The organism is Shimia thalassica (genome assembly GCF_001458215.1).
GTDB classification, from domain to species: Bacteria; Pseudomonadota; Alphaproteobacteria; order Rhodobacterales; family Rhodobacteraceae; genus Shimia; species Shimia thalassica.
Genome location: NZ_CYTW01000001.1, coordinates 2,009,638 through 2,030,117, shown reverse-complemented (window position 1 = coordinate 2,030,117; position 20,480 = coordinate 2,009,638). Strand labels below are relative to the sequence as shown.

The 20,480-nt window shown below is 55.5% G+C and carries 17 protein-coding genes and 1 tRNA gene; 6 read left to right on the top strand and 12 right to left on the bottom strand.

All coding sequences use genetic code 11. The features are described 5' to 3' along the window. Nucleotide 1: 1 nt before the first annotated feature. The 3 genes from PH7735_RS09160 to lptF are packed head-to-tail and all read right to left on the bottom strand — an operon-like array spanning nt 2 to nt 4,397. A complete protein-coding gene (locus PH7735_RS09160; protein ID WP_058310941.1) occupies nt 2–2,185 on the bottom strand; it encodes an LPS-assembly protein LptD in 2,184 nt (727 codons plus the stop codon). Further along, the gene (gene lptG / locus PH7735_RS09155; protein WP_058310940.1) at nt 2,182–3,279 is read right to left on the bottom strand and encodes an LPS export ABC transporter permease LptG; all 1,098 of its coding nucleotides are present in this window, start codon (nt 3,277–3,279) and stop codon (nt 2,182–2,184) included. The genes PH7735_RS09160 and lptG overlap by 4 nt, the downstream gene beginning before the upstream one ends. After that, nucleotides 3,276–4,397, bottom strand: coding sequence for an LPS export ABC transporter permease LptF (lptF, locus tag PH7735_RS09150; RefSeq protein ID WP_058310939.1), 1,122 nt, complete (start codon nt 4,395–4,397; stop codon nt 3,276–3,278). The genes lptG and lptF overlap by 4 nt, the downstream gene beginning before the upstream one ends. 129 nt (nt 4,398–4,526) lie before the next feature. Between lptF and PH7735_RS09145 the strand changes: the two genes are divergently transcribed. After that, on the top strand, nt 4,527–6,011 hold the full coding sequence (locus tag PH7735_RS09145; RefSeq protein ID WP_145865289.1) for a leucyl aminopeptidase: 1,485 nt from the start codon (nt 4,527–4,529) through the stop codon (nt 6,009–6,011). A 1-nt stretch (nt 6,012) separates the two neighbouring features. Continuing rightward, the gene (locus PH7735_RS09140) at nt 6,013–6,483 is read left to right on the top strand and encodes a DNA polymerase III subunit chi (protein ID WP_058310937.1); all 471 of its coding nucleotides are present in this window, start codon (nt 6,013–6,015) and stop codon (nt 6,481–6,483) included. 31 nt (nt 6,484–6,514) lie between these two features. Here PH7735_RS09140 and PH7735_RS09135 read toward each other — a convergent pair whose 3' ends face one another. Genes PH7735_RS09135 through PH7735_RS09125 form a run of 3 tightly spaced genes read right to left on the bottom strand, consistent with a single transcriptional unit; the run spans nt 6,515 to nt 9,636 of the window. Then, a complete protein-coding gene (locus PH7735_RS09135) occupies nt 6,515–7,096 on the bottom strand; it encodes a retropepsin-like aspartic protease family protein (protein ID WP_058310936.1) in 582 nt (193 codons plus the stop codon). Between the two features lie 58 nt (nt 7,097–7,154). Continuing rightward, on the bottom strand, nt 7,155–7,772 hold the full coding sequence (locus PH7735_RS09130) for a MarC family protein (RefSeq protein WP_058310935.1): 618 nt from the start codon (nt 7,770–7,772) through the stop codon (nt 7,155–7,157). 16 nt (nt 7,773–7,788) lie between these two features. Beyond that, nucleotides 7,789–9,636 carry an ABC-F family ATP-binding cassette domain-containing protein gene (locus PH7735_RS09125; protein WP_058311218.1) on the bottom strand — a complete coding sequence of 616 codons (1,848 nt, stop codon included), beginning with the start codon at nt 9,634–9,636 and terminating at the stop codon, nt 7,789–7,791. Nucleotides 9,637–9,766: 130 nt separating this feature from the next. On the opposite strand from PH7735_RS09125, the gene ndk reads away from it, so the two are divergent. Then, nucleotides 9,767–10,189 carry a nucleoside-diphosphate kinase gene (gene ndk, locus PH7735_RS09120; protein WP_058310934.1) on the top strand — a complete coding sequence of 141 codons (423 nt, stop codon included), beginning with the start codon at nt 9,767–9,769 and terminating at the stop codon, nt 10,187–10,189. A gap of 543 nt (nt 10,190–10,732) precedes the next feature. On the opposite strand, the gene PH7735_RS09115 is transcribed toward ndk, so the two are convergent. From PH7735_RS09115 to PH7735_RS09105, 3 genes are all read right to left on the bottom strand, one after another. Continuing rightward, complete coding sequence (locus PH7735_RS09115; RefSeq protein WP_058310933.1) at nt 10,733–11,326, bottom strand: TetR/AcrR family transcriptional regulator; 594 nt, start codon at nt 11,324–11,326, stop codon at nt 10,733–10,735. Between the two features lie 159 nt (nt 11,327–11,485). Further along, a complete protein-coding gene (locus tag PH7735_RS09110) occupies nt 11,486–11,896 on the bottom strand; it encodes a hypothetical protein (RefSeq protein ID WP_058310932.1) in 411 nt (136 codons plus the stop codon). A 53-nt stretch (nt 11,897–11,949) separates the two neighbouring features. Further along, entirely contained in the window at nt 11,950–12,522 is a 573-nt protein-coding gene (locus PH7735_RS09105) for a carboxymuconolactone decarboxylase family protein (protein WP_058310931.1), read from the bottom strand. A gap of 433 nt (nt 12,523–12,955) precedes the next feature. On the opposite strand from PH7735_RS09105, the gene PH7735_RS09100 reads away from it, so the two are divergent. Together PH7735_RS09100 and pssA are read left to right on the top strand one after the other, a co-directional pair. Then, nucleotides 12,956–13,648 carry a phosphatidylserine decarboxylase gene (locus tag PH7735_RS09100; protein ID WP_058310930.1) on the top strand — a complete coding sequence of 231 codons (693 nt, stop codon included), beginning with the start codon at nt 12,956–12,958 and terminating at the stop codon, nt 13,646–13,648. Nucleotides 13,649–13,651: 3 nt separating this feature from the next. Then, entirely contained in the window at nt 13,652–14,398 is a 747-nt protein-coding gene (gene pssA, locus PH7735_RS09095; RefSeq protein WP_058310929.1) for a CDP-diacylglycerol--serine O-phosphatidyltransferase, read from the top strand. Nucleotides 14,399–14,663: 265 nt separating this feature from the next. Here the strand turns inward: pssA and PH7735_RS09090 are convergent. Continuing rightward, nucleotides 14,664–14,738: transfer RNA gene (locus tag PH7735_RS09090), tRNA-Asn, on the bottom strand. Between the two features lie 79 nt (nt 14,739–14,817). Then, nucleotides 14,818–15,732 carry an MBL fold metallo-hydrolase gene (locus PH7735_RS09085; RefSeq protein ID WP_058310928.1) on the bottom strand — a complete coding sequence of 305 codons (915 nt, stop codon included), beginning with the start codon at nt 15,730–15,732 and terminating at the stop codon, nt 14,818–14,820. Nucleotides 15,733–15,771: 39 nt separating this feature from the next. Between PH7735_RS09085 and PH7735_RS09080 the strand changes: the two genes are divergently transcribed. Continuing rightward, nucleotides 15,772–17,085 carry an ATP-binding protein gene (locus PH7735_RS09080; protein WP_058310927.1) on the top strand — a complete coding sequence of 438 codons (1,314 nt, stop codon included), beginning with the start codon at nt 15,772–15,774 and terminating at the stop codon, nt 17,083–17,085. A 50-nt stretch (nt 17,086–17,135) separates the two neighbouring features. On the opposite strand, the gene PH7735_RS09075 is transcribed toward PH7735_RS09080, so the two are convergent. Beyond that, nucleotides 17,136–20,333, bottom strand: a complete 3,198-nt coding sequence (locus PH7735_RS09075) for a 2Fe-2S iron-sulfur cluster-binding protein (RefSeq protein WP_058310926.1) — start codon at nt 20,331–20,333, stop codon at nt 17,136–17,138. Nucleotides 20,334–20,480 lie beyond the last annotated feature (147 nt).

The following is a 20,480-nucleotide window of genomic DNA, read 5'->3' as shown; positions in this document are numbered from 1 at the left end:
GTTACCCTGCGTTGTTGCACGTGCGGTGATAGCTCTTGTCCTTGGCGTTGACACTAAATCCAAGGAAAGAAATTGTCAGGCCCACATCTGTGCTCGGTTCGACATTTGAAGTGGTTATATAGCTGCGAGAGAGCGTCAGGCCGATCCGGACACATTCGTTCTGGTATTCCAGACCGACGCCAGCCTCTGCCGATTGTTCACTGGACACATCATATCGCCAGTCAAGAAGTCCGGTCCAGTGACGGCTCAGACGATAGCGGCTGTCGATGGTCCATTCGGCCACTGTTTCGGTCCGGTCCTCGTCAGGATCAACACCCAGCCAGACATAGCTGCCTTCGAGCCACAACTTGTCATTGCTCCACGAAGCGTGGGCCGAGGCCTTGTTCACGCCGTGGAACCCGTCAAACAACCCGCGTGCGGTCAATGTCAGGCCGCTTTTGTTGCGGAACTGTCCGGCCAACAAAATATCGGAAGGCGATTGGGACAGGCCGGAACTTGTCGTGAAATCAGAGTGGACATCTGCCTGATAAACCTGACCAAATGTCAGTTTTCCCTGCCATCCGTTCGGATCGATGCGTGACCAGTTCAGACCAATTGCGGCCTGTGCGCCACGCTCGCGACGATCCCCCGAAGGGAACCGCGACAGGGACAGAAGGTTGCCCTCGTCGAATTCAACACGCGAACTTTCGTCGTTGGCCACGTTAAGCGTATCGCCTCCGCTATAGCCGATCATGGCCACCGGTTCGATCACGTAAGAGACCCCTTTGGGGGTGACTTTGCTCAAGGGATAGCGCAGATCAGCCTGAATTGTCGGGGTGAACTGGCTTTCAAAACCATCGCGCGTGGCGTCATCGTCGGTCTGGAAGGCATCAAATGCCAGTTGGGTTGTCACACCGGCACGCAGGCCGCTGTTCATCGTCCAATTGCGCCGCCACCACAAATTCGCCGAAGCCCGCGTGACATCGCGCCCGTCCACAATCGAGTCGGAATCGCCGCTATCGTAATCAAGGTTTGATGTGCGGTGGTGGTGCTGGGTCTGCACGGACCAACGTCCTTCACCGCCAATCGCCGTGGGAAAGAACCGGCGCTCGGTTTCGGCCACCGCGATAATGGTTGGGATGGTATCGTTATCTTCCGTGGCGCGCAGGGATTCATAATGGATCAACGCAAATCGCGTATTCTCGTCCCGTTTGACGCGGCGCACCGTGATATCGCTCTCCAGACGGTCCTCGTCGGAATAGTCATAGTCGAGCAGATAGGCGTCGTCGGAGGTTGCTTTGATGTCAAACGTCAACTTGTAGTCGCGTGCCAGATCAAAGTTGCCTTCACCGAACAGATAGAACCGCGGTTGGTCCGTGTTCACATCGTCATCCGACACCGCACCGTTGAATTCGATGCCCCCCTTGCGAAAGGCCTGACGGTACCTGAATTCCATCGTCCGGGTGTTTTGCGCGAGATAAGGCGTCAGCGTGAGGTCTTTGTCATCTCCGATCGGAAAGAAGTAGGGCACCTTGGCCCCGAACCCCAAAAGGCTGTTCTGGTTGATTTCCGGAATCAGAAACCCTTTTGCCCGGTCCAGTGTGGGATCCGGCAACCGAAGCTGCGGAAAATAGAAAATCGGCACATCCAGAACACGCACCTGTGCGTGATCAAAATAGATCTGACGTTCAAGCTGATCGTGAACCACCCTTTGGGCGCGAATTTGCCAGAGCGGCGGGGAATCATATTCCTGATCGCAAACGCGGCAAGAGCTGACCGTGGTCTTGGTCAAAACGTTGTACCGGTCGTCCACGCGGTCGAGCTGATTTGTGGCCATCTGAAGCTGCTGGTTCAGAACAACCCGGGCACTTTTCAAAAGGCCGTTTCTAAAATCGGTGTCCAGCTCGCCATAGCTGGCAACGATCTGGGTGTGATCACCTTGTGAAAGGTGAATAGGGCCGGTGACCCGCACAATGCCCAGATTGCCGTCGTATTCGATTTGTTTGGCGCGAACGCGCACGTCGCCTTGAAGGGCTTCGACATTTCCCTTGGCAATTAGACGGTTGTCGTTGCTGACAGAAACGCTGTCTGCGACCAGCACCACGTTTTCCTGTACCGACCCTGTGTTCGGAATCTGTTGTGCCGCAACAGGTGTCGCGGTCGCGCCGAAGGCTGCAAAACAGAGAATTCGAAACAGAGGCGTCATCCGTCTTCCATATGCAACAAAAGTCCCAGTGCCAACATCACACTTGCGATTGGGGGTGCCCAGGCTGCCAGAGCCACGGGAATCTGTCCATTTTCACCAAGAATCTGGGCAAAGTTTCGCACGTAATACATGCCAAATCCCGTCATGACCGCCGCCAGAACAGCCACGCCGGTTTTGCCCGCACGTGTGTGCCGCATGGTGAATGAGGCCGATATCAACATCATGGCCACAAGAAACAAAGGCTGGGCCAGTTCCATCTGCAACCAGACTTCGTGCCGGCGTGCCGAAAAACCAGCCTCTTCCAGATCATCAATGAACTGGGGCAGATCCCAGACGGAAATGGCCGACGGTGATCCGAAACTGTCACGTATCCGGTCCTTGGTCAGGCTGCTTTCAACCCTGAGAACATCGTGGTGTTTCGAGTTTTCTTCGGGGTTCAGACCTGCATGCAGGGGCCAGGCTTTGGCGTTGTAAAGTTCCCATGCGCCTTCGTTCAACGCGGCCGCTTCGGCCTCGATCCGGGTGACGGGGCCGCCGTCTTTGGCATAAAGCACAATCGTGAGATCATAGAAATACGAGGCATCAGGGTTGGTGCGATCCGCATGGATCACGGCCTGTCCGCGTTCACTGCCTTGGCGCAGCCAAAGCCCCTCAGCCGAGATAGAAAGCGCACTCTTCCCTCCGGAATCAAAAGATTCCTTCAACTCGCTGAAGCGGGTCGAGGTTATAGCCACAATCGGATTGACCATCGTGACCGCCAGAACACCCATAAGGAAAGTGACAGTTATGGGCGACAAAAGAGAGATCAGGGCAGACCTGCCAGAGGCCCGCACCACAACCAGCTCGCTTGATCTTGCCAGACTTTGGAACAAGGCCACCGTCGACAGGATGACCAACAGCGGCAGGATCTGGTACATCGCCGCGGGCGCATTCAACAGTGTCAGGCGCAACACCTGATCAAAGCCGATCTTTTCCACATCGAAATGCCGGACATGTTCCATCAGGTCCACAAGTTCGATCAGCGCAAAGAACAATGCGAAGATACCGAAAAAGACCCAAAGAAACTTGCGTGCGAAATAGAAATGGATCGTCATGACGTGGCCATCCTTTTTCGCAGGTTCAGCGGATAGGCCGACAGGGTTAACAAGATTAGCGCCATGATAAATCCGAGTGCAGCCGGCAAATAGATCAACGGCCAAAGATCACCATTTGATCTGACCGGATCCAAAATCGCACTGCGCACAATTTCGAGCGAAATCAGCAGTACAAAGGCAAGAACAACCTGTCGCCAAATACCAAAACGGCTGTACCCGCCCACAAGCAGGGTGCCAAAAGCGACCAAAGCGGCCAGCGCACTTGTCAGAGGTTGGCCAAACCGCGAATGCGCCTCTTCCATGATCTGGCCCCGCCGCACGTTCAATTCGGCAGAAATCTCGTCGCTTCGGGTCAAAAGGTCTTTTGTGGACATGAACCCGATCGATTGACGTACGGTTGTGGGCTTTTTGATCAGGCTGCTGATATCATAGGTAAAGTCAGAGAAGTTTGTGGTGAACAAACGTCCGCCGGGCTGAACCAGAATTTGCGATAGACCATCTACCATTACCAGTTTGGCCCCGCCTTCGTCGTTCACAAGATAGGCTTCGGCCGCTGTATAGGTAGTGATTTCGCTGCTGCCGCGCCTGTCGGAAATATAGACATCTTTCAAAACACCGGATGGCGAAATCTCGCGGATATAGAACGTGATGTCATCGGCCGGATGCAGGAATTCACCTTCGGTGAGCAACCGCGCGGTAATGTTCTGGCTGACCTCGGTCTGGCGGATGTTGAACTGTAGCAAAGAGGTCGGCACCAGATAATGCGTAAGAATCGACATCATGCTAAAGATGATGATGCCGAATAAAACGACGGGCCGCGCCAGCCGCCACGGGCTGAAACCGGTGGCCTGCATCACGGTCAGCTCGCTTTCGCTGCTCAGCCGGTTGATGACATAAACAGTGGCCGCAAACGTCGAAAACGGGATGACGTGCCGGATGATGCCGGGAAGGCTCAGCGCGGTAAACTCAAGGAAAACCGCCGTGGATTGGCCGTTCGCAATCAGCAGGTCCAAAAGCTCTACAGCGCTATTCACCCAATAGACGGCAATCAGAATAAGCGCGAAGAATCCAAAAAGGACCAGAAGCTGCGACAGTACATATCTGTCGAATCTGCTCACAATAGTCGGCCCCCGAATTCTGCTTGTTTTGACGTGACTTTAGTTGAATTGCGCAGCGGGGAAAACTGCTATCTGGTCAACTTGTCAGCAGCACGCTAGGACTCGAAGCAACAAAGAGGAGTATTGAACGTGGTCAAACCCGTTTCCGTGACATTTGAAGACACCGATATTGATGTCCTTGCGACCACAGAAGGGCGCGTGGCCATTATCATTACCCCCGACGGGCGTATGGATACCGCGGCGCGGCGCGCAAACCGTTTGTCACGCGGGGCCGTCAAACGTGTGATCGAGGCCAAAGCTGAAGAATCCAAACCCGGAGACATCGTCACCATCGCCTATCCAGCGGGTATGGCGGCCGAAGCGCTTGATGTCATGTTTCTGGCGCGGAATGTAACAGCGGTCGAGGCCCGCAAAGCAGGTGTCGGGCTTGGGCGTCTGCGCAAGGCAAAACCGATGCTGGTTTGCGCTGGCCCACATCGTCACGCCGCCCAGATCGCCTTTGGATGCGCGCTGCGGGACTATGAATTTGAAGACCATCGCAGTGGCCCTGCCAAAGAAGACGACCGCGCGGTGCGTTTCATGGTGTCAAAACCTGAGGACGTTACCCAAAAAGCGTTGCCGTTGCTGGCAATTGCAGAAGGCGTTTTCTTTACGCGTGACCTCACCAACGAGCCCGCAAACGTCTTGACCACAACCGAGTTTGCCAACCGTCTTGCCGATATGGTTGACCTTGGTCTCGATGTGGAAGTGATCGAAGAAGAAAAGCTGAAAGATCTTGGCATGGGCGCGCTTCTCTCTGTCGGAGAAGGCTCGGAAAGCCCTTCAAAGGTTGTCGTGATGCAATGGAGTGGCGGCGAAAAAGACGCCGCACCTTTGGCATTGATCGGCAAAGGTGTTGTCTTTGACACGGGCGGGATTTCGCTCAAACCGGCGGCTGGCATGGAAGATATGACCATGGACATGGGCGGCGCTGGCGTTGTGTCCGGCGTGATGCGCGCACTTGCCCTGCGCAAGGCACCTGCCAATGTTGTGGGCCTTGTCGGGCTTGTTGAAAACATGCCGTCGGGCAAAGCCACGCGTCCGGGCGATGTTGTGACCTCGATGAAAGGTGACACCATCGAGGTTATCAACACCGATGCCGAAGGGCGTTTGGTGCTGTGCGATGTGCTGCATTATGCCCAAGAGCGTTTCAAACCGGCGGCCATGGTGGATCTTGCCACCTTGACCGGGGCCATCATCATTGGTCTGGGCCACGAAAACGCAGGCGTCTTCTCGAACAATGATGCTTTCTGCAATGCGTTCCTGAAAGCGGCCAAAACCGAAGGTGAGGGCGCATGGCGCATGCCGTTGGCAAAAGCCTATGACAACCTGATCAAGTCACGCGTTGCGGATATGAAGAACACAGGTGGCCGTCCTGCGGGCTCAATCACTGCGGCAGAATTCCTGCACCGGTTTGTGCCAGATGACATGCCTTGGATTCACCTCGATATCGCTGGTGTGGCCAGCGTCAAAGCCGAAACCGCCTATGCGCCATCCGGTGCCACAGGGTGGGGTGTGATGGCGCTTGATCGTCTGGTGGCCGATAAATTCGAGACCGTAACCGAGGCGGAATAAATTGGGCGCGGCCTTTTTCTATCACCTGACACGTCATCCTCTGGACATCACGTTGCCGATGCTGATCGGCAAGGCGCGTGGTGCGGGGTGGCGTGTTTTGGTGCGGGGCCGCTCTCCTGAACGTATGGATTGGCTGGACCAGAAGCTGTGGTTGCAAGGGGACGAGAGTTTTCTGCCCCATGGTCAGGCCGGCGGGCCGCATGATGCCGACCAGCCGGTTCTGCTCAGCCACCATGAAACCGAAAACGGAAATCAGGCCGGATGTCTGATGACGATTGATGGCGCATCGATTTCATCGGATGAAGTGCGGGCAAGTGACCGGGTCTGTATCCTGTTTGATGGTCACGATATGGATGCCGTGGCGCAGGCCCGTGTTCAGTGGAAGACTCTCACAGACGCAGGGTGCGCGGCGCAATATTGGTCAGAAGAAGATGGGGGTTGGGCCAAAAAAGCCGAAAAAGCAGAGCCTTAAAACCTGCACCTAACCTGATCGTGCCAGCCCGTTATCTTTTCAGGATCAGTTTGTTGCCGGCAATAGTGACCTGTTCGAACCTTTGAAGATAGGACATGCCCAGCAATGATTTGCTCAGCTCACCTTCATTGACCTGCGCGGCAACATTGCGATCGACGATACCGCCAACACGCAGTTCATCGAGTTTGACCGGTGCAGTGCGCACTTCTCCATTTGCCGTCATCGCGCGCCCGAAATAGGGCAAGGCTTCGGGATCGAGGCCAATCCGCCGTGCGTCTGTTTTATTCAGAACAATCTGGCTTGCGCCGGTGTCCACGATAAAGCTGATTGGTGCGCCGTTGACCTCGACCGTCATGTGATAGTGACCATCCATGCCGCGCGGGATTTCTATGGCGCCTTCGCTTTCAAACGAGGCCGCTGTGGGTGTCACCGTGCTGCGGATGTCGTCCCACATGCCATAGGCCGCAACCACTCCCAGACCGATCAGGACCCACGCAAGAAGTTGCTGGATGGTTTTGCCAAAGGACTGTCGATGGCTGGTCACAAACCAGAACACAACTGCAGCCCCCAACACCACCAAATAGGTCATTTCACCAATCTGATCGCCGTTCATGTTTACCTCGTTTTGCTGGCATTGATATAGGGCAGAGGTGCTCCAATAAGAAGAGGTCTTAGCCCATCAGGCCAAAATCGCGCAGACCTTCCAGAACGAACTGAACCGACAGCGCGGCCAACAGCATCCCGAGAAGACGGGTTGCGACATTGATTCCCGTTTTGCCAAGAATACGGGCCAGCACACCGCCCATCATGAACATCCCAAGAACCGCACCCAGCACAGCCAGAGCAACCCCCAACACGAGAAAAGTGTTGGGAATACCGGAATACTGGCTCGACAGCAAAATGACGGTCGCAATTGATCCCGGACCCGCAATCAGCGGAATCGCCAGTGGAAACACTGATGGGTCGTCATTGTCGTCCTCGTCGGCCTGATCCTCGCGCCGTTTGGTGCGCCGTTCAAACAACATGTCCAGCGCGGTCAGCAGCAACAGAATGCCGCCCGCAATGCGAAACGCCGGCATTGAAATACCGACAAACCCAAGGACAGCTTCGCCAAAGAATGCGAACAACGACAGGATAAAAAAGGCGACCAGACAGGCCCGAAGAGCCACCGAACGCCGCTTTGCGGGCGCCATTTCGTGGGTTAACGCCACAAACAGGGGCGTCAGCCCCAATGGATCGATGATCACAAAGAGGGTGACAAAGGCCGTGATAAGGGATGCACTGTCCATAAAGTGACGCTACCCATCAAACCTTGGCTTTTTCAAGCTTTTCCAGCGCGGCCATCCACATGTCTTCGGCGCGGTCCTGTGCTTCTCGCACTTCGCCGTATTTGCGTTGCCAGACTTCCATCTCGCCCAGTTTGCCGTCTTCGTACAAGGCTGGATCTGCCAGCTTTTTCGCCAGCTTGTCACTCATTTCATTGAGTTTTTCGACCCGTTGCTCGCATTTGCGAACATTGGCCTTGAGCGCCAGAAGTTCATCGCGCGTGGCCTGTTTGCGCACCGGTTTCGGCTTGGATTTGCCGGACGGTTTGTCTGACGTCAACAGCAGGCTGCGATAGGCTTGCAGGTCTTCTTCATATGGTTGCACCGTGCCGTCTTTCACCAGCCAGAGCCGATCCGCGACCAAGGTGAGCAAGTGCATGTCGTGGCTCACCAGAATCACCGCACCGGTATAGGCGGTCAGCGCTTCAACCAGGGCTTCGCGGCTTTCGATATCAAGGTGGTTGGTCGGCTCATCGAGGATCAGAAGATGCGGCGCATCCAACGTGGCCAGCAACAGCGACAAACGCGCCTTTTGACCACCGGACAGGCGTCCGACCTCGGTTTCGGCCTGAGCCGCGCCCAGACCGAAACCGGCCAAACGGGCCCGCAGGCGGGATTGCCCTTCGCCGGGGCGTTCGCGCATCAGGTGCTGGATCGGTGTTTCGTCAACATAAAGCTCATCCACCTGATGCTGTGCAAAGAATCCGATCCGCAGCTTGGTCGAGGTGGTGAACTTGCCGCCCATGGGATCAAGCCGGCCCGACAGCAGTTTCGCCAAGGTGGATTTACCTTGGCCGTTTTTGCCCAGAAGTGCGATGCGGTCGTCTTGGTCGATGCGCAGATTGAGGTTCTTCAACACGACTGTGTCGCCGTAGCCGGTCGAGCCACCCTCCATTGCGATAATGGGCGGGGACAATTCTTCAGGTGTCGGGAAGGTGAACACCACGCGCGCCGCATCTTCGGGCGCGGTGATCGGTGTCATCTTCTCAAGCATTTTAACACGGCTTTGCGCCTGTTTGGCCTTGCTGGCTTTGGCCTTGAAGCGATCCACAAACGCTTGCAAATGCTCGCGTTGTGCCTGTTGTTTCTTGGCGGCTGCGGCCTGAACAGCGCGTTGTTCGGCGCGTTGGCGCGCGAACTGGTCGTAGGGACCGGAATAATAGGTCAGCTTGCGCTCATCGAGGTGCAGAATGGCCGTTACAGACCGGTTCAACAATTCCCGGTCGTGGCTGATGATCAGAACTGTGTGCGGATATTTGACGAGATAGTTCTCAAGCCAAAGCGCGCCTTCCAGATCGAGATAGTTGGTCGGTTCGTCCAACAAGAGATAATCAGGCTGTGCAAACAGAACCGCCGCCAGCGCGACACGCATCCGCCAGCCGCCGGAAAAGGCCGAACAGGGCATTTGCTGTTCCGCGTGATCAAACCCCAGACCTTTGAGAATCGATCCCGCACGCGCTTCGGCGCTCCAGGCATCAATATCGGCCAGCCGTGTTTGAATTTCCGCAATCCGGTTGGAATCGGTTGCGGTTTCAGATTCGGCCATCAAGGCCGCCCGTTCCGTGTCTGCGGCCAAAACCGTATCGATCAACGACACCTCGTTGCTGGGCACTTCCTGTGCCACACCGCCGATGCGGGCCCGCTGGGGCAGCGTGATTGTACCACCTTCAAGCGAAAGCTCGCCACGGATCAGGCGAAACAGCGTGGTTTTTCCCGCGCCGTTACGACCAATCAGGCCAACCTTGTGACCCGGAGGAATGGTGGCACTAGCCTCTTCAAAAAGGGGGCGGCCTTCGACGGAATAGTTGATGTCTGATATCTTGAGCATAGGCACCGTGTGACGGAACAAGAGACCAACGTCAATCATCGCTTTTCAAGTGGCCCATCCCGTGCTATCGGGGCGCCAATTCGAACGCTGGGACGGGCAGGGTGCCTGACCCCCTCAAAGGAGAAAAACCATGGCTCTGGAACGCACGTTCTCGATCATCAAACCCGATGCAACTCGCCGCAACCTGACTGGCGCAATCAACGCCAAATTCGAAGAAGCTGGCCTGCGCATCGTTGCTCAAAAGCGCATTCACCTGACCAAAGCGCAAGCTGGCGTTTTCTACGCTGTGCACGCCGAGCGTCCTTTCTATGACGAACTGTGCGAATTCATGGCGTCCGAGCCTATCGTCGCTCAGGTTCTGGAAGGCGAAAACGCCATCGCGAAAAACCGCGAAGTTATGGGCGCAACCAACCCAGCCGACGCTGCAGCCGGCACCATCCGCGCAGAATTCGCGGAATCGGTTGGCGAAAACTCGGTTCACGGTTCGGACGCTCCCGAAACCGCAGCTGTTGAGATCGCATACTTCTTCTCGGGTCTGGAGCTGGTGGGTTAAGCCACTCTCGACACTCGAAAATACAAAGCCGCTTCGATTATTCGGGGCGGCTTTTGTTTTGAAACAGGGCGTTACGCGACAAAACGCTTCCTCTGTTCCAATGAAATAGACCAGATGGTCTAAATCATCGCCCAATCACTAAAGAGCGGTTTGCTTGCCTCTTGGGGCGACGGTTTGCCTTTCCCTGCAGGGGCTTGCGGGGATGGTTTTGGTGGGGGCGGTGCCTGTGTTGCAAAGGGCATTTTCTGCTCCTGTCCTTTTGGTTTGGATGCACCGCATTGTAGGGCGGTTCAAACCTACCAGATCAAAACCCCAAGGCAGTCTGATGCCAGTGACAGGGAATTTTCATGCCGATTTCATGCCGAAGCACCAAAAGAAAACCTGCCCAAACGGATGCAAATTCGCGGGCTCAGATGGAGTTGGGTTTTACTTTTAGGATAGGAGCGTAAGGTTTTGAAAGTTAATATTTATTTCAAAATTTTGTGGCGTTTCAGAAGTTTAGAACGGCACCAATCCTGCCGCTGCTAGTCTGCAAACGATCACTTACACCTTAAGGCGTTCAACTTCTTGCGCCATATCTTCGGCAAGATCTGCAATTTCATTCTGCGGCGAGCCTTGATGCATCTCGATCCGGAGCGCCGTCACATTTGCCTGAAACCTGCGGGCAAGGCGATTGGGATCAGCGTCCGCCGGCAGCTGGCCTTGTTGTTTGGCCTGTTCAAAGATGCCCGCAAATTCGTCGCGGATTTCAGACAGGTATTTGGTGGTTTGACGCGCCAGAACCGGATCGGTCTTTTGCGTATCCACCAGTGTTTTTGTCAGCATACAGGCCTGTCGGGCGGTCGCATCAGGTGCAAGGTTAGCATAAGAGCGAAAGTGGTCCGCAAGGCCATCAAGAGGCGTGTCCGCCAGAGCCATCTGCGCGCGCACCTGATCACGAGAGGTGTTGAAATACCTGTCCAAAGCAAGAAGGTACAAGTTTTCCTTGCTTGAGAACGCCGCATAGATGCTGCCCGGTTTCATCTTCAAAGACGCTTCAAGATCTTTCAACGACGTCGCGTGGTATCCCTTGTCCCAAAACAGGGACAAAGCCGCATCAAGGGCGGTGTCACGATCATAAGAAGCGGCGCGGGCCATTGTGCAGTCTTTCAGGTTATCGATTGGCAAAGATTTGAGGGGCAATTTTCCACCTTGCGGTCCCCAAAGGCAAGGCCATGTTCACCGCACCCGAGGGGCAGGTTCAAATTCGCAGGAATTGCTCTGACTTTTTGCTTTTGGGGGAAGGGCGCTTTGCCCTTAAGCATAGACGCTGCGATCACCGCGCAGCCAAAGACGCGCATCGTTGGCGTCAAAGGCCAGCGAAATGGCATTCACGACGATCAGGATGGTCAGATAGGTGTCATAGGCGCCCTCTGCGGGCGGCGGGGCAAGAACCAGCCACAAAAGAAGCGGCGTCCAGGCGATGATATGCCCTGCAGAAACAAGCCGCGTCAAACCGCGACTTTTGATGGCAATGGCGAGACTGATAACTCCACCCCCAATCGCAAACATGGCGACATAGGCGCCTGAAGGCTGGCCCAGAAACGCAAGGCTGGCAGCATTCACCGGCGCGAGAATAAGAAACACCCACGCGATCACCCATGTGGGTAGGGCGCGAAAGGATGCCGTGATCTCGGCGAGCAGGCTGGGGTTTTGTGGCTGTGTCATCGTAAATCTCCCTTAAAAAAGATGACCCGGCGCAGGGCCGGGTCAAAAGCGTTTTATTCAGCGGCCAGATTGGCCTGCTTTTTCTCCCAGGCAAAGGTCTCGAAAACCTTGTCGACCGGCGTGCGGGCAAAGTGGTTGGTGTAGTTTGACATGACTTTTTGAGACACACCCAGAATGATTTCGAGGATGTTGCGTTGATCAAATCCTGCGTCCAGAAACGCTTGGGTGTCCGCATCATCCACAAAGCCGCGATTGCGCACCATCAAAAGCGTGAAATCGCGCAAGGCTTCCAGCTTTGCTGTTGGCAAAGGGGTCTCATCACGCAGCGCGTTTGTGATCGCGTCGTCAATCTTCATCATCTTTGCAATGCCCGTGTGGGCCGGAACGCAATAGTGGCAGTTCTGCTCGACATTGACGGTTTGCCAAACGACGGTTTTCTCTTCGTTGGTCAGGCTTGTTTCCATAAATTGCTGATGGGCAAAATTATAGGCCGCCATCAACGCAGGTGCTTCTGCCATGGTGCCGTGAAGACCGGGAATGCGGCCGTTATTCTTGAGGGACGTTTCAAGCATGGGTTTGCTTGCATCGGGGGCGGTTTCGATCGTGTGGATGGTAAAGTCGGCCATGATGATACCTTTCGGGCAGGTGTGTATTTGCGACAAGTCAGTCCAATCAGGTCTGACACGGAAGAGGAGGTTCGTTCTCTTCTGGCCTTGAGATAGGTCAATTTGAGTGGTCACTCAATAATATATTTGAGCGATCACTCAAAAGTGAGGCTCGCCTGCATTTGATTACGTGGTGTGCGGTAAAGGGCAGCTGGGATTTTCCATGTCCGTGGTGCTGATGGCATTACATCGCGCTGGTCACGCAGGCTTGTATCTAGGTCGATGGATACGAGATTCCGGCCATCATCAGGCATACAGGCCCCGCTAACCGCGCAAATTCCCGTGTAGGCGCCTTGTGAACATGCGTTTTGTGGCGACAATCTCTATTGTCATATTGCGTTTACACAGTTGTTAGGGCAGGGATGTCGTATCCTAACAAGACGATATCCTTACCATGAAAATGCGCGACACATTCATCAAACCGATGCATCCAGAGGGGCGCAAATTTGTCGCCATTTTTGCTGCGATCACGGCGGTTCTTTTCCTTTTGTCCTCGATCCTGGGATGGATCGGCGTGGGGCTGACGGTCTGGTGCTACTATTTCTTCCGGGATCCGGTGCGCGCCACGCCCAATCGGGAAGGCCTGATCGTGAGCCCGGCCGACGGGGTTGTGTCTTTGATTGAAAAGGCCGTTCCACCGGCAGAACTCGGCATGTCCGACGAAGCCCTGACCCGTGTCAGCGTGTTTATGAGCGTCTTTAACTGTCACGTGAACCGCGCCCCGATTGGCGGCACGCTCAAGGCGATCGCCTATCGTCCCGGCAAATTCTTCAATGCGTCCCTGGACAAGGCCAGCGCCGATAACGAACGCAACAGCTTGTGCATTGAAATGGAGGACGGTCGCCAGATCGCGGTTGTCCAGATCGCGGGCCTCGTTGCGCGCCGGATTGTCTGCTTTTCGTCGACCAACGACCGGTTGCTCACGGGCGAGCGGTTTGGTTTGATTCGCTTTGGATCGCGTCTGGATGTATACCTGCCTGATGGCGTGCAGCCTTTGGTCACTTTGGGACAAACAATGATTTCTGGCGAAACCGTACTGGCAGATCTAACTTCGAACGAGCCGGCCCGTGCGGCCCGGACCCATTAAGCCGTGACCGAGCCCGCTTCCCCAAAGAAAAAAGGCGTTGATATCATTCAACTGCTGCCAAATCTGCTGACGATCTCGGCGATTTGCGCAGGCCTGACTGCTATTCGGTTCGGGTACGAAGCGAACTATGAAATGGCTGTGAAGCTTATTCTGGCAGCCTGTGTTCTTGACGGTCTGGATGGTCGTTTGGCGCGGATGATGAAAAGCACCTCGGCGATTGGTGCGGAACTTGATTCTCTGGCGGACTTCCTGAACTTCGGCGTGGCACCTGTGTTGGTGCTGCACAGCTGGTCTCTCGGAGACTCGCGCGCCGGATGGATTGCGGTGCTGTGTTACTCCGTGTGCTGCGTTCTGCGGCTGGCCCGTTTCAATGTCAGCAGCCGGATGGAATCCGAAGGTGGCGCGCATGACTTTTTTGTGGGTGTTCCTTCGCCTGCTGGTGCCGTCCTTGTGATGTTCCCGATGGTCGTGTCCTTTGCGGTGACCGATATGTCGCCTGTGTCGCCGCTGGCTGTTTCGGTCTATGTCGGGCTGATTGGCCTTCTGATGATCAGCCGCATTCCAACCTATGCCTTCCGCAACATTTCGGTCGGGCAGGAGAGTGCCAAGTTCTATTTGCTGGGGGGCGTTTTGTTGGTGGCGGCGTTGCTGACCTACCTCTGGACAACCCTTGCTCTGCTCACGCTGGTGTATTTTGGATGCCTCATCTGGGGCTTTAAATCAGCACGCAAAGACAAGGACAAAAAATAAACCTTTACGACGAAATGGCCTGTGGTTGAGGAGTGAAATCTCCTCGACACGCATTTTGTCCCAAAGCCGGCTTTTCCGTTTGTTCAGGCTCCAGGGCGTCCTGCCGAAGGGCGCCGATCAGGCTGCGGTCGCCAAGATCTCATGCCAGCGTCACCCAGTTCACCACAGATCTCGGGAAACTTGGCGAGACCTCAACATGTCGTGCACTTGCAAGGTGGTCAAAAACCAAAAAAGCCTCCAACCCGTTGGGGTTAGAGGCTTTTCATGGCTCCGGCGGTAGGGATCGAACCTACGACAAATTGATTAACAGTCAACTGCTCTACCGCTGAGCTACGCCGGAACACGAGGCACCGTATAGCTAACCAGATTTGCGACGTCCAGAGGGGGCGTCACATTTTTTTCGTTTTAGAACAACTTTTTCACACAAGTTCAAAAACGGCTTCTGATTCAAGGGTTTGTGCCGGTTTGACCAGACCTCGACCGGTCAGGTCCACCAGATGCGCAAACACGTTTCGTGTGGCAGCGCCGATCAGGGCAGGTGGTGTTTCGGTATAGATGCGGCAGGCCAAATCATAGGCGCGCGACGGGCCTTGGGCCAGCGTTTGCAGGATTTCGGCCTCGCGCCCTTTGCGGTGGGCGACAAGCCAGGCGAGACGCCCTGCGGGGTCTTCAATGGGGGCGCCGTGTCCAGCATGAAACACCCGCCACGTGCGCGACTGCAACTTTTCGCAGGATGCCATAAAGTCTGTCAGGTCCCCGTCAGGGGGGCTTACAAGCGAGCTGGCCCACCCCATCACATGGTCACCCGTCAGACAAACATCCCCCCATGCAAGCGCAATATGGTTGCCAAAGTGGCCCGGCGTATGCAGCACCTCGAGCGTCCAGCCATCGCCCGTAATGACATCTGCGTCGGCGACCGTGTGATCCGCGTGAAAATGCATGTCGACGCCTTCTCCGCCACCGGCAAAGCCCTGACTGGCAAGATCGTCCATGACCGCACTTCTGCCAGAAAAGGCATCGCCAAAGGCCCAGATTTTTGCACCGGTCGCTTCCGACAGCTTCGCAGCAAGAGGAGAGTGATCCAGATGGGCATGAGTCACGATGATATGGCTGATGTGCTGGTCATCGGCCACGGCCGCCAGAATGGCCTCGAGATGGGCATCATTGTCGGGGCCGGGATCGATCACGGCCAGTCCTGTTGTGCCCAGAACAAAGGTGTTGGTGCCGCGAAACGTCATCGGCGAGGGGTTCGGCGCCAAGATGCGGCGCAGCCCCGGCTCCACTTCTTCCGCGACACCGGGAGCGGGATCAAAGGCAAGAATTTCGGGGTCCATGGGCTTTCCTTCTGGTCTGTGTCACTGCATGGTTTAGCCATGACTTTCCGTTGGCTCAAACACTATATGCCTCGCAGCCTTTATGGGCGTGCTGCTTTGATCCTGATCCTGCCTGTGATCACGCTGCAACTTGTTGTGTCCGTGGCGTTTATTCAGCGCCATTTTGAAGGTGTCACACGGCAAATGTCCAACGCGGCGGCGCGTGAAATCAACCTGATCGTGGAAACTGTGAACCTTGCCGATGACACGACCGAGCGCGCGTCCGATCTGGCGTTTTTGTCCGATGTGTTGAATGCGGGCATTTCCTATCAGGATGACTCTGCGATCGAGGACCGACGCAGATGGTATGATTTCTCGGGCATCGTGATCGACCGCATTTTTACAACCCGTATTCCGGGGTATCGCGGGATTGATCTGCCCGACAATGATTTTGTGAACGTTTTTGTAGACAGTGACCTTGGGTTGCTCAAAGTCCAGTTCGACCGTCGGCGTGTGTCTGCATCAAATCCGCATCAGCTGTTGGTGAGTATGGTATTTTTTGGCGGTTTGATGACCTTGATCGCCTACTTCTATCTGCGCAACCAGCTGCGGCCCATCACACGTTTGTCGACTGCGGCCGAGGCTTTTGGTAAGGGGCGCAACATTCCTTATTCTCCCAATGGTGCCATCGAAGTGCGCGCCGCGGGGAATGCGTTTCTGGACATGCGATCGCGGATCGAACGCCAGATTGAACAGCGCACGATGATGCTGTCCGGCGTGAGTCATGACCTGCGCACGCCATTGACGCGGCTCAAGCTGGGCCTTTCCCTGATCGAGGAAGAAGAGGCGGAATTGCTGCTTCAGGACGTTGATGAAATGGAACGCCTTCTGGATGTGTTCCTGAGCTTTGCCCGTGATGCCAAAGAAGGCGATCCGGAAGAGGTTGATCCTTTTGCGCTTGTTGAACGCATTGTGCAGGACAGCGCCCGTTCAGGCCATGATGTGACACTGGTGTCCTGTGAAGGAAGCGGGGTTGCGTCTTTTCGGGTGGTGGGCGTGCGTCGTGCGATCGAGAACATTATCGGCAATGCAGTGCGCTATGGCTCAAAGGCCGAGGTGTCCGTCGTGATGACAGACAAATACCTGCGTATCCGGGTAGAAGACGACGGTCCGGGCATTCCCGAAGACGCCAGAGAAGAAGCGCAAAAACCGTTCACGCGCCTTGATCCGGCGCGCAACCAAAACAAGGGCACGGGTGTGGGGCTCGGGCTTGCCATTGCCGCCGATGTGGCCCGTGCCCATGGCGGTGTCTTGCGCTTAGGCACAAGTGAAACGCTTGGAGGTCTGCGCGCGGACATTGTGATCGGACGGTAAGACTCTGACTCCAAAGGGTTTATGACACTTTCATGTGTGTTCCGGATCACTCACAGGTTGATTTCAAGGATACCTTCGGGTTCTGCCGCGCGCGACTGACACAGGATCATGGACGACTGGCGCTGTTTCTCGGAGAGAACAAAATCGCGGTGCTCTACTTCGCCTGAAAGAACCTGACATTTGCAGACCCCACAGATGCCGTCGGAACATTTTACATCCACATGAATGCCGTTCTCCAACAATACATCACTGGCGGTTTTCTCTTCCGGAACAATGAGTTCCCGACCGTCCTTTAGCCGAAGTGTAAAGGCGTGGTTTTCATAGTCGGGTTGCTCGGGCACGCTGAAATACTCCAGATGCCGTGCCTCTTCGGGAAACCCTTGTCGGGTCGCGGCGTCCATAACGCCGTCCATATATCTGTCGGGGCCACAGGTATAGACATGCCAACCGGTTTGATATCCTGACAACACTTGGTCAAGATCTGCACGCGATCCCTGATCGGAAAAATGCAGATGCACCCTGTCGGCCCACGGCATGTTTGGAAGGTCTTCCAGAAATCCCGCGTCATCCTTGACGCTGGCCGAATAATGAAACTCAAAATCAGCCCCAAGCGCATGCAGGCGATGCGCAAAGGCAATCATCGGGGTGATACCGATACCGCCGCCCATCAGAAAGGTCTTGGTGGCATCTTCAACCAGCTCGAAATGGTTAATTGGCTTTGAAATAAAGACCTTGCGGCCCTCATTGAAGATCCGGTGCATCAGTTTCGATCCACCCCGGCCCGCGTCTTCGCGCAAGACACCAATTTGATAACGGCTGGTGTCGGATGGATTGCCGGACATGGAATACTGGCGCAGGAATTCCGGTGCCACGAGGATATCAAGGTGCGCGCCTGCGCTCCACTTGGGAAGGTCTTTGCCATCCAGAGCGCGGAATTCGTATTTTGTGACCCCAGATGTCATTTTATCAACCTTGGCCACTTCGACACGCAAAACGGGGGCGTCGCCGTCGTTTTTGTAGACATGGACATGGCTGCGGTCTCCGGCGGCCAGCGCGGCTTTGTATCGATCGGCTGGGATCATCGCCTCATAGGCGCGAATACCGGCTTCGCGGTCCATCGGGAAAGGATAAGGCCAGGGATGCGGGGCAATCGGGGCGGGATAAACCGCGAGGGTCTGGTCTTCGTATTTCAGGTCCAGATCAGGTTGAAGATCCCGCGCGTTCACGGGTTTGTCCGTCGGGGCATAGTGGCCGTCAGATTGTATCTCGAGGTCCCACCACCACTTTTTGACGGGGTTCAGACTTCCGTGTTTGAGCTTGTCATCCCATTTGGCCAAGATTGGCGCGGCTGACGGAATGTGCATTGCGGCCCAGCGGGCAGGTGCCTCGGAAAACAGTCCTTCAAGGTTCCATGGGCAGGTTTTCATGCACCGGCCGCACATGGCGCCGCCTTCGGTTCCAATGCGATAGGTGGCGCATTTCTGGCTGTCCGACTTCCAGATTTCATACCCGTTAAACATCAGTTTCGGACCGGCCGTGATGGCGCCCGAGGGGCACTCGCGGGCGCATTTGTTGCAGCTTTCACAAAACGTCTGAAGACCGAAATCAATCGGCTTGTCATGGGCCATTGGCATGTCGGTGGTCACGACACCGGATTTCAAACGCGGGCCAAGATAAGGGTTCAGAATGACCTCACCGATGCGGCTGACTTCGCCCAGACCGGAAAGCAGCAAAAGCGGGGGCTGAAGCACTTCACCGTCCATCACGCTATGGGCTTTGGCCTTGTACCCGAGATTGCGGATCTGTTTGGCAATGACGCCGCCCAACAGTGAAAACCGCAAATAGGCGCGCATGGACTGGGCAACGGAAATCCAGTCGTCTCCGCTTGCGCCTTCCATGGTTTCGAACCCCTGATCGATGATCATGGAAATGGCCTGATCATGGGGGGGATTTATCTCTGCGCCCGCCGCATCATGGCTGTACCATGCCCAATCCGGACAGCGCGAAATCCCGACAGCATCCACCCCCAGAAAATAGCTGGCTGCCTTGACGTTTTCCGCATTTCGGCGGGCATCATCCGGACGGGGCCCTTGCGAGGGATCACCATCCTGCAAAAGCACAAACGCCCCAAGTGCGCGCCGCTGCGCCATCGAGGGCGCAGATTTGCGAACATAGTATCCGCCCGTTGCGTTCTTTTGGTTGATCTTTCCCATATCCCCGAACTGGGCACGGGCGAACATGTCCGCGCGCTTTGGCACGCGTGCGACGTTCGGCTCGTCTATATAGGTGGTGGGGGTATCCACGCGTTTCAGACGCTCAAAGGACTGTGCGCCATCTACATAACGACGCTTGCGATAGGGATCGCGGTTCAGTGCGCTTTTGGCGGAATGCTTGCCCACCCACCATGTGGGGCCATGGGTTTTCAGATAGGGTTGTTCGGGTGACAACGCCGCATCGGTGGCCAGCGCCATATCGGTTGTCACCGCTGCAACACCGAACCCCGTGCCAAGATAGGGGGCGACCAGCTGCCCATTTTCAACATAGGCCAGCCCCGCCGCAACGGCCGCTTTGTTCAGGTCAATATCGCTGGTTGTTCTGGAATGAGAACGCGCCGAATATCCCAGCAATCTGAGATAGTTGGCGATCACACATGATGTTTCCGTGGCACGCAGGCACGCACGGTGGTCCTGCGCATCCTCAAGCCATTCGGCACCGGGTTCGGACATGTCCGGTGTGCGGTTATGCTCGTAAAGATAAACGATCACATGGGTGTGGCTGTCGATGTTTGTCGGCGTGGCCTCGACAGATTCTTTGAGGTCCGCCATGATCATATCGATGCCAGCAGCCAGTGTTTTTGTCTGACGGGTACGCAGGTCTTTTGCGAGACGGTCAATATCCGGATTGCGCAGGGCGGCGGCCAGATGCATGCCCTTTTCAAGCGTGCCAATGCCAACCATGGAAGCATCATTAAAGTATCCGAAGGCCTTGAGATGATTGGACCTTTCCGTTTTGTCTTGCGGAATTTCCGACGTCACCGAATTGACAAGGCCTTCGCGTATGGCATCCATCATCGCCTGATACTCACCCATCGCGTTAACAAGCGAATGGGGTGTTTCAAGGCGATGGAAATCCAGCCTGTTCATAGGGGGCGGCGCAGACAACGGGGGCTCACTCAGACGGGCAAGGCGCTCTAATGGATAGGGCCCCAAATGAACGGGGCGCGTCTTGTCTGAGAATAGTTGTGTCATGCCGTTTCTCCCTGTGGAAATCCTAAACATGTTATCTTGTTTTGAAAAGCCATTCGCAGAAGTGGCGCGCGAAATTAAATATCCCAATTTTTATATATTTTAAGTTTGATATATGTCAAAGATGCATCCCGCTTGCCTTTTTAGTTT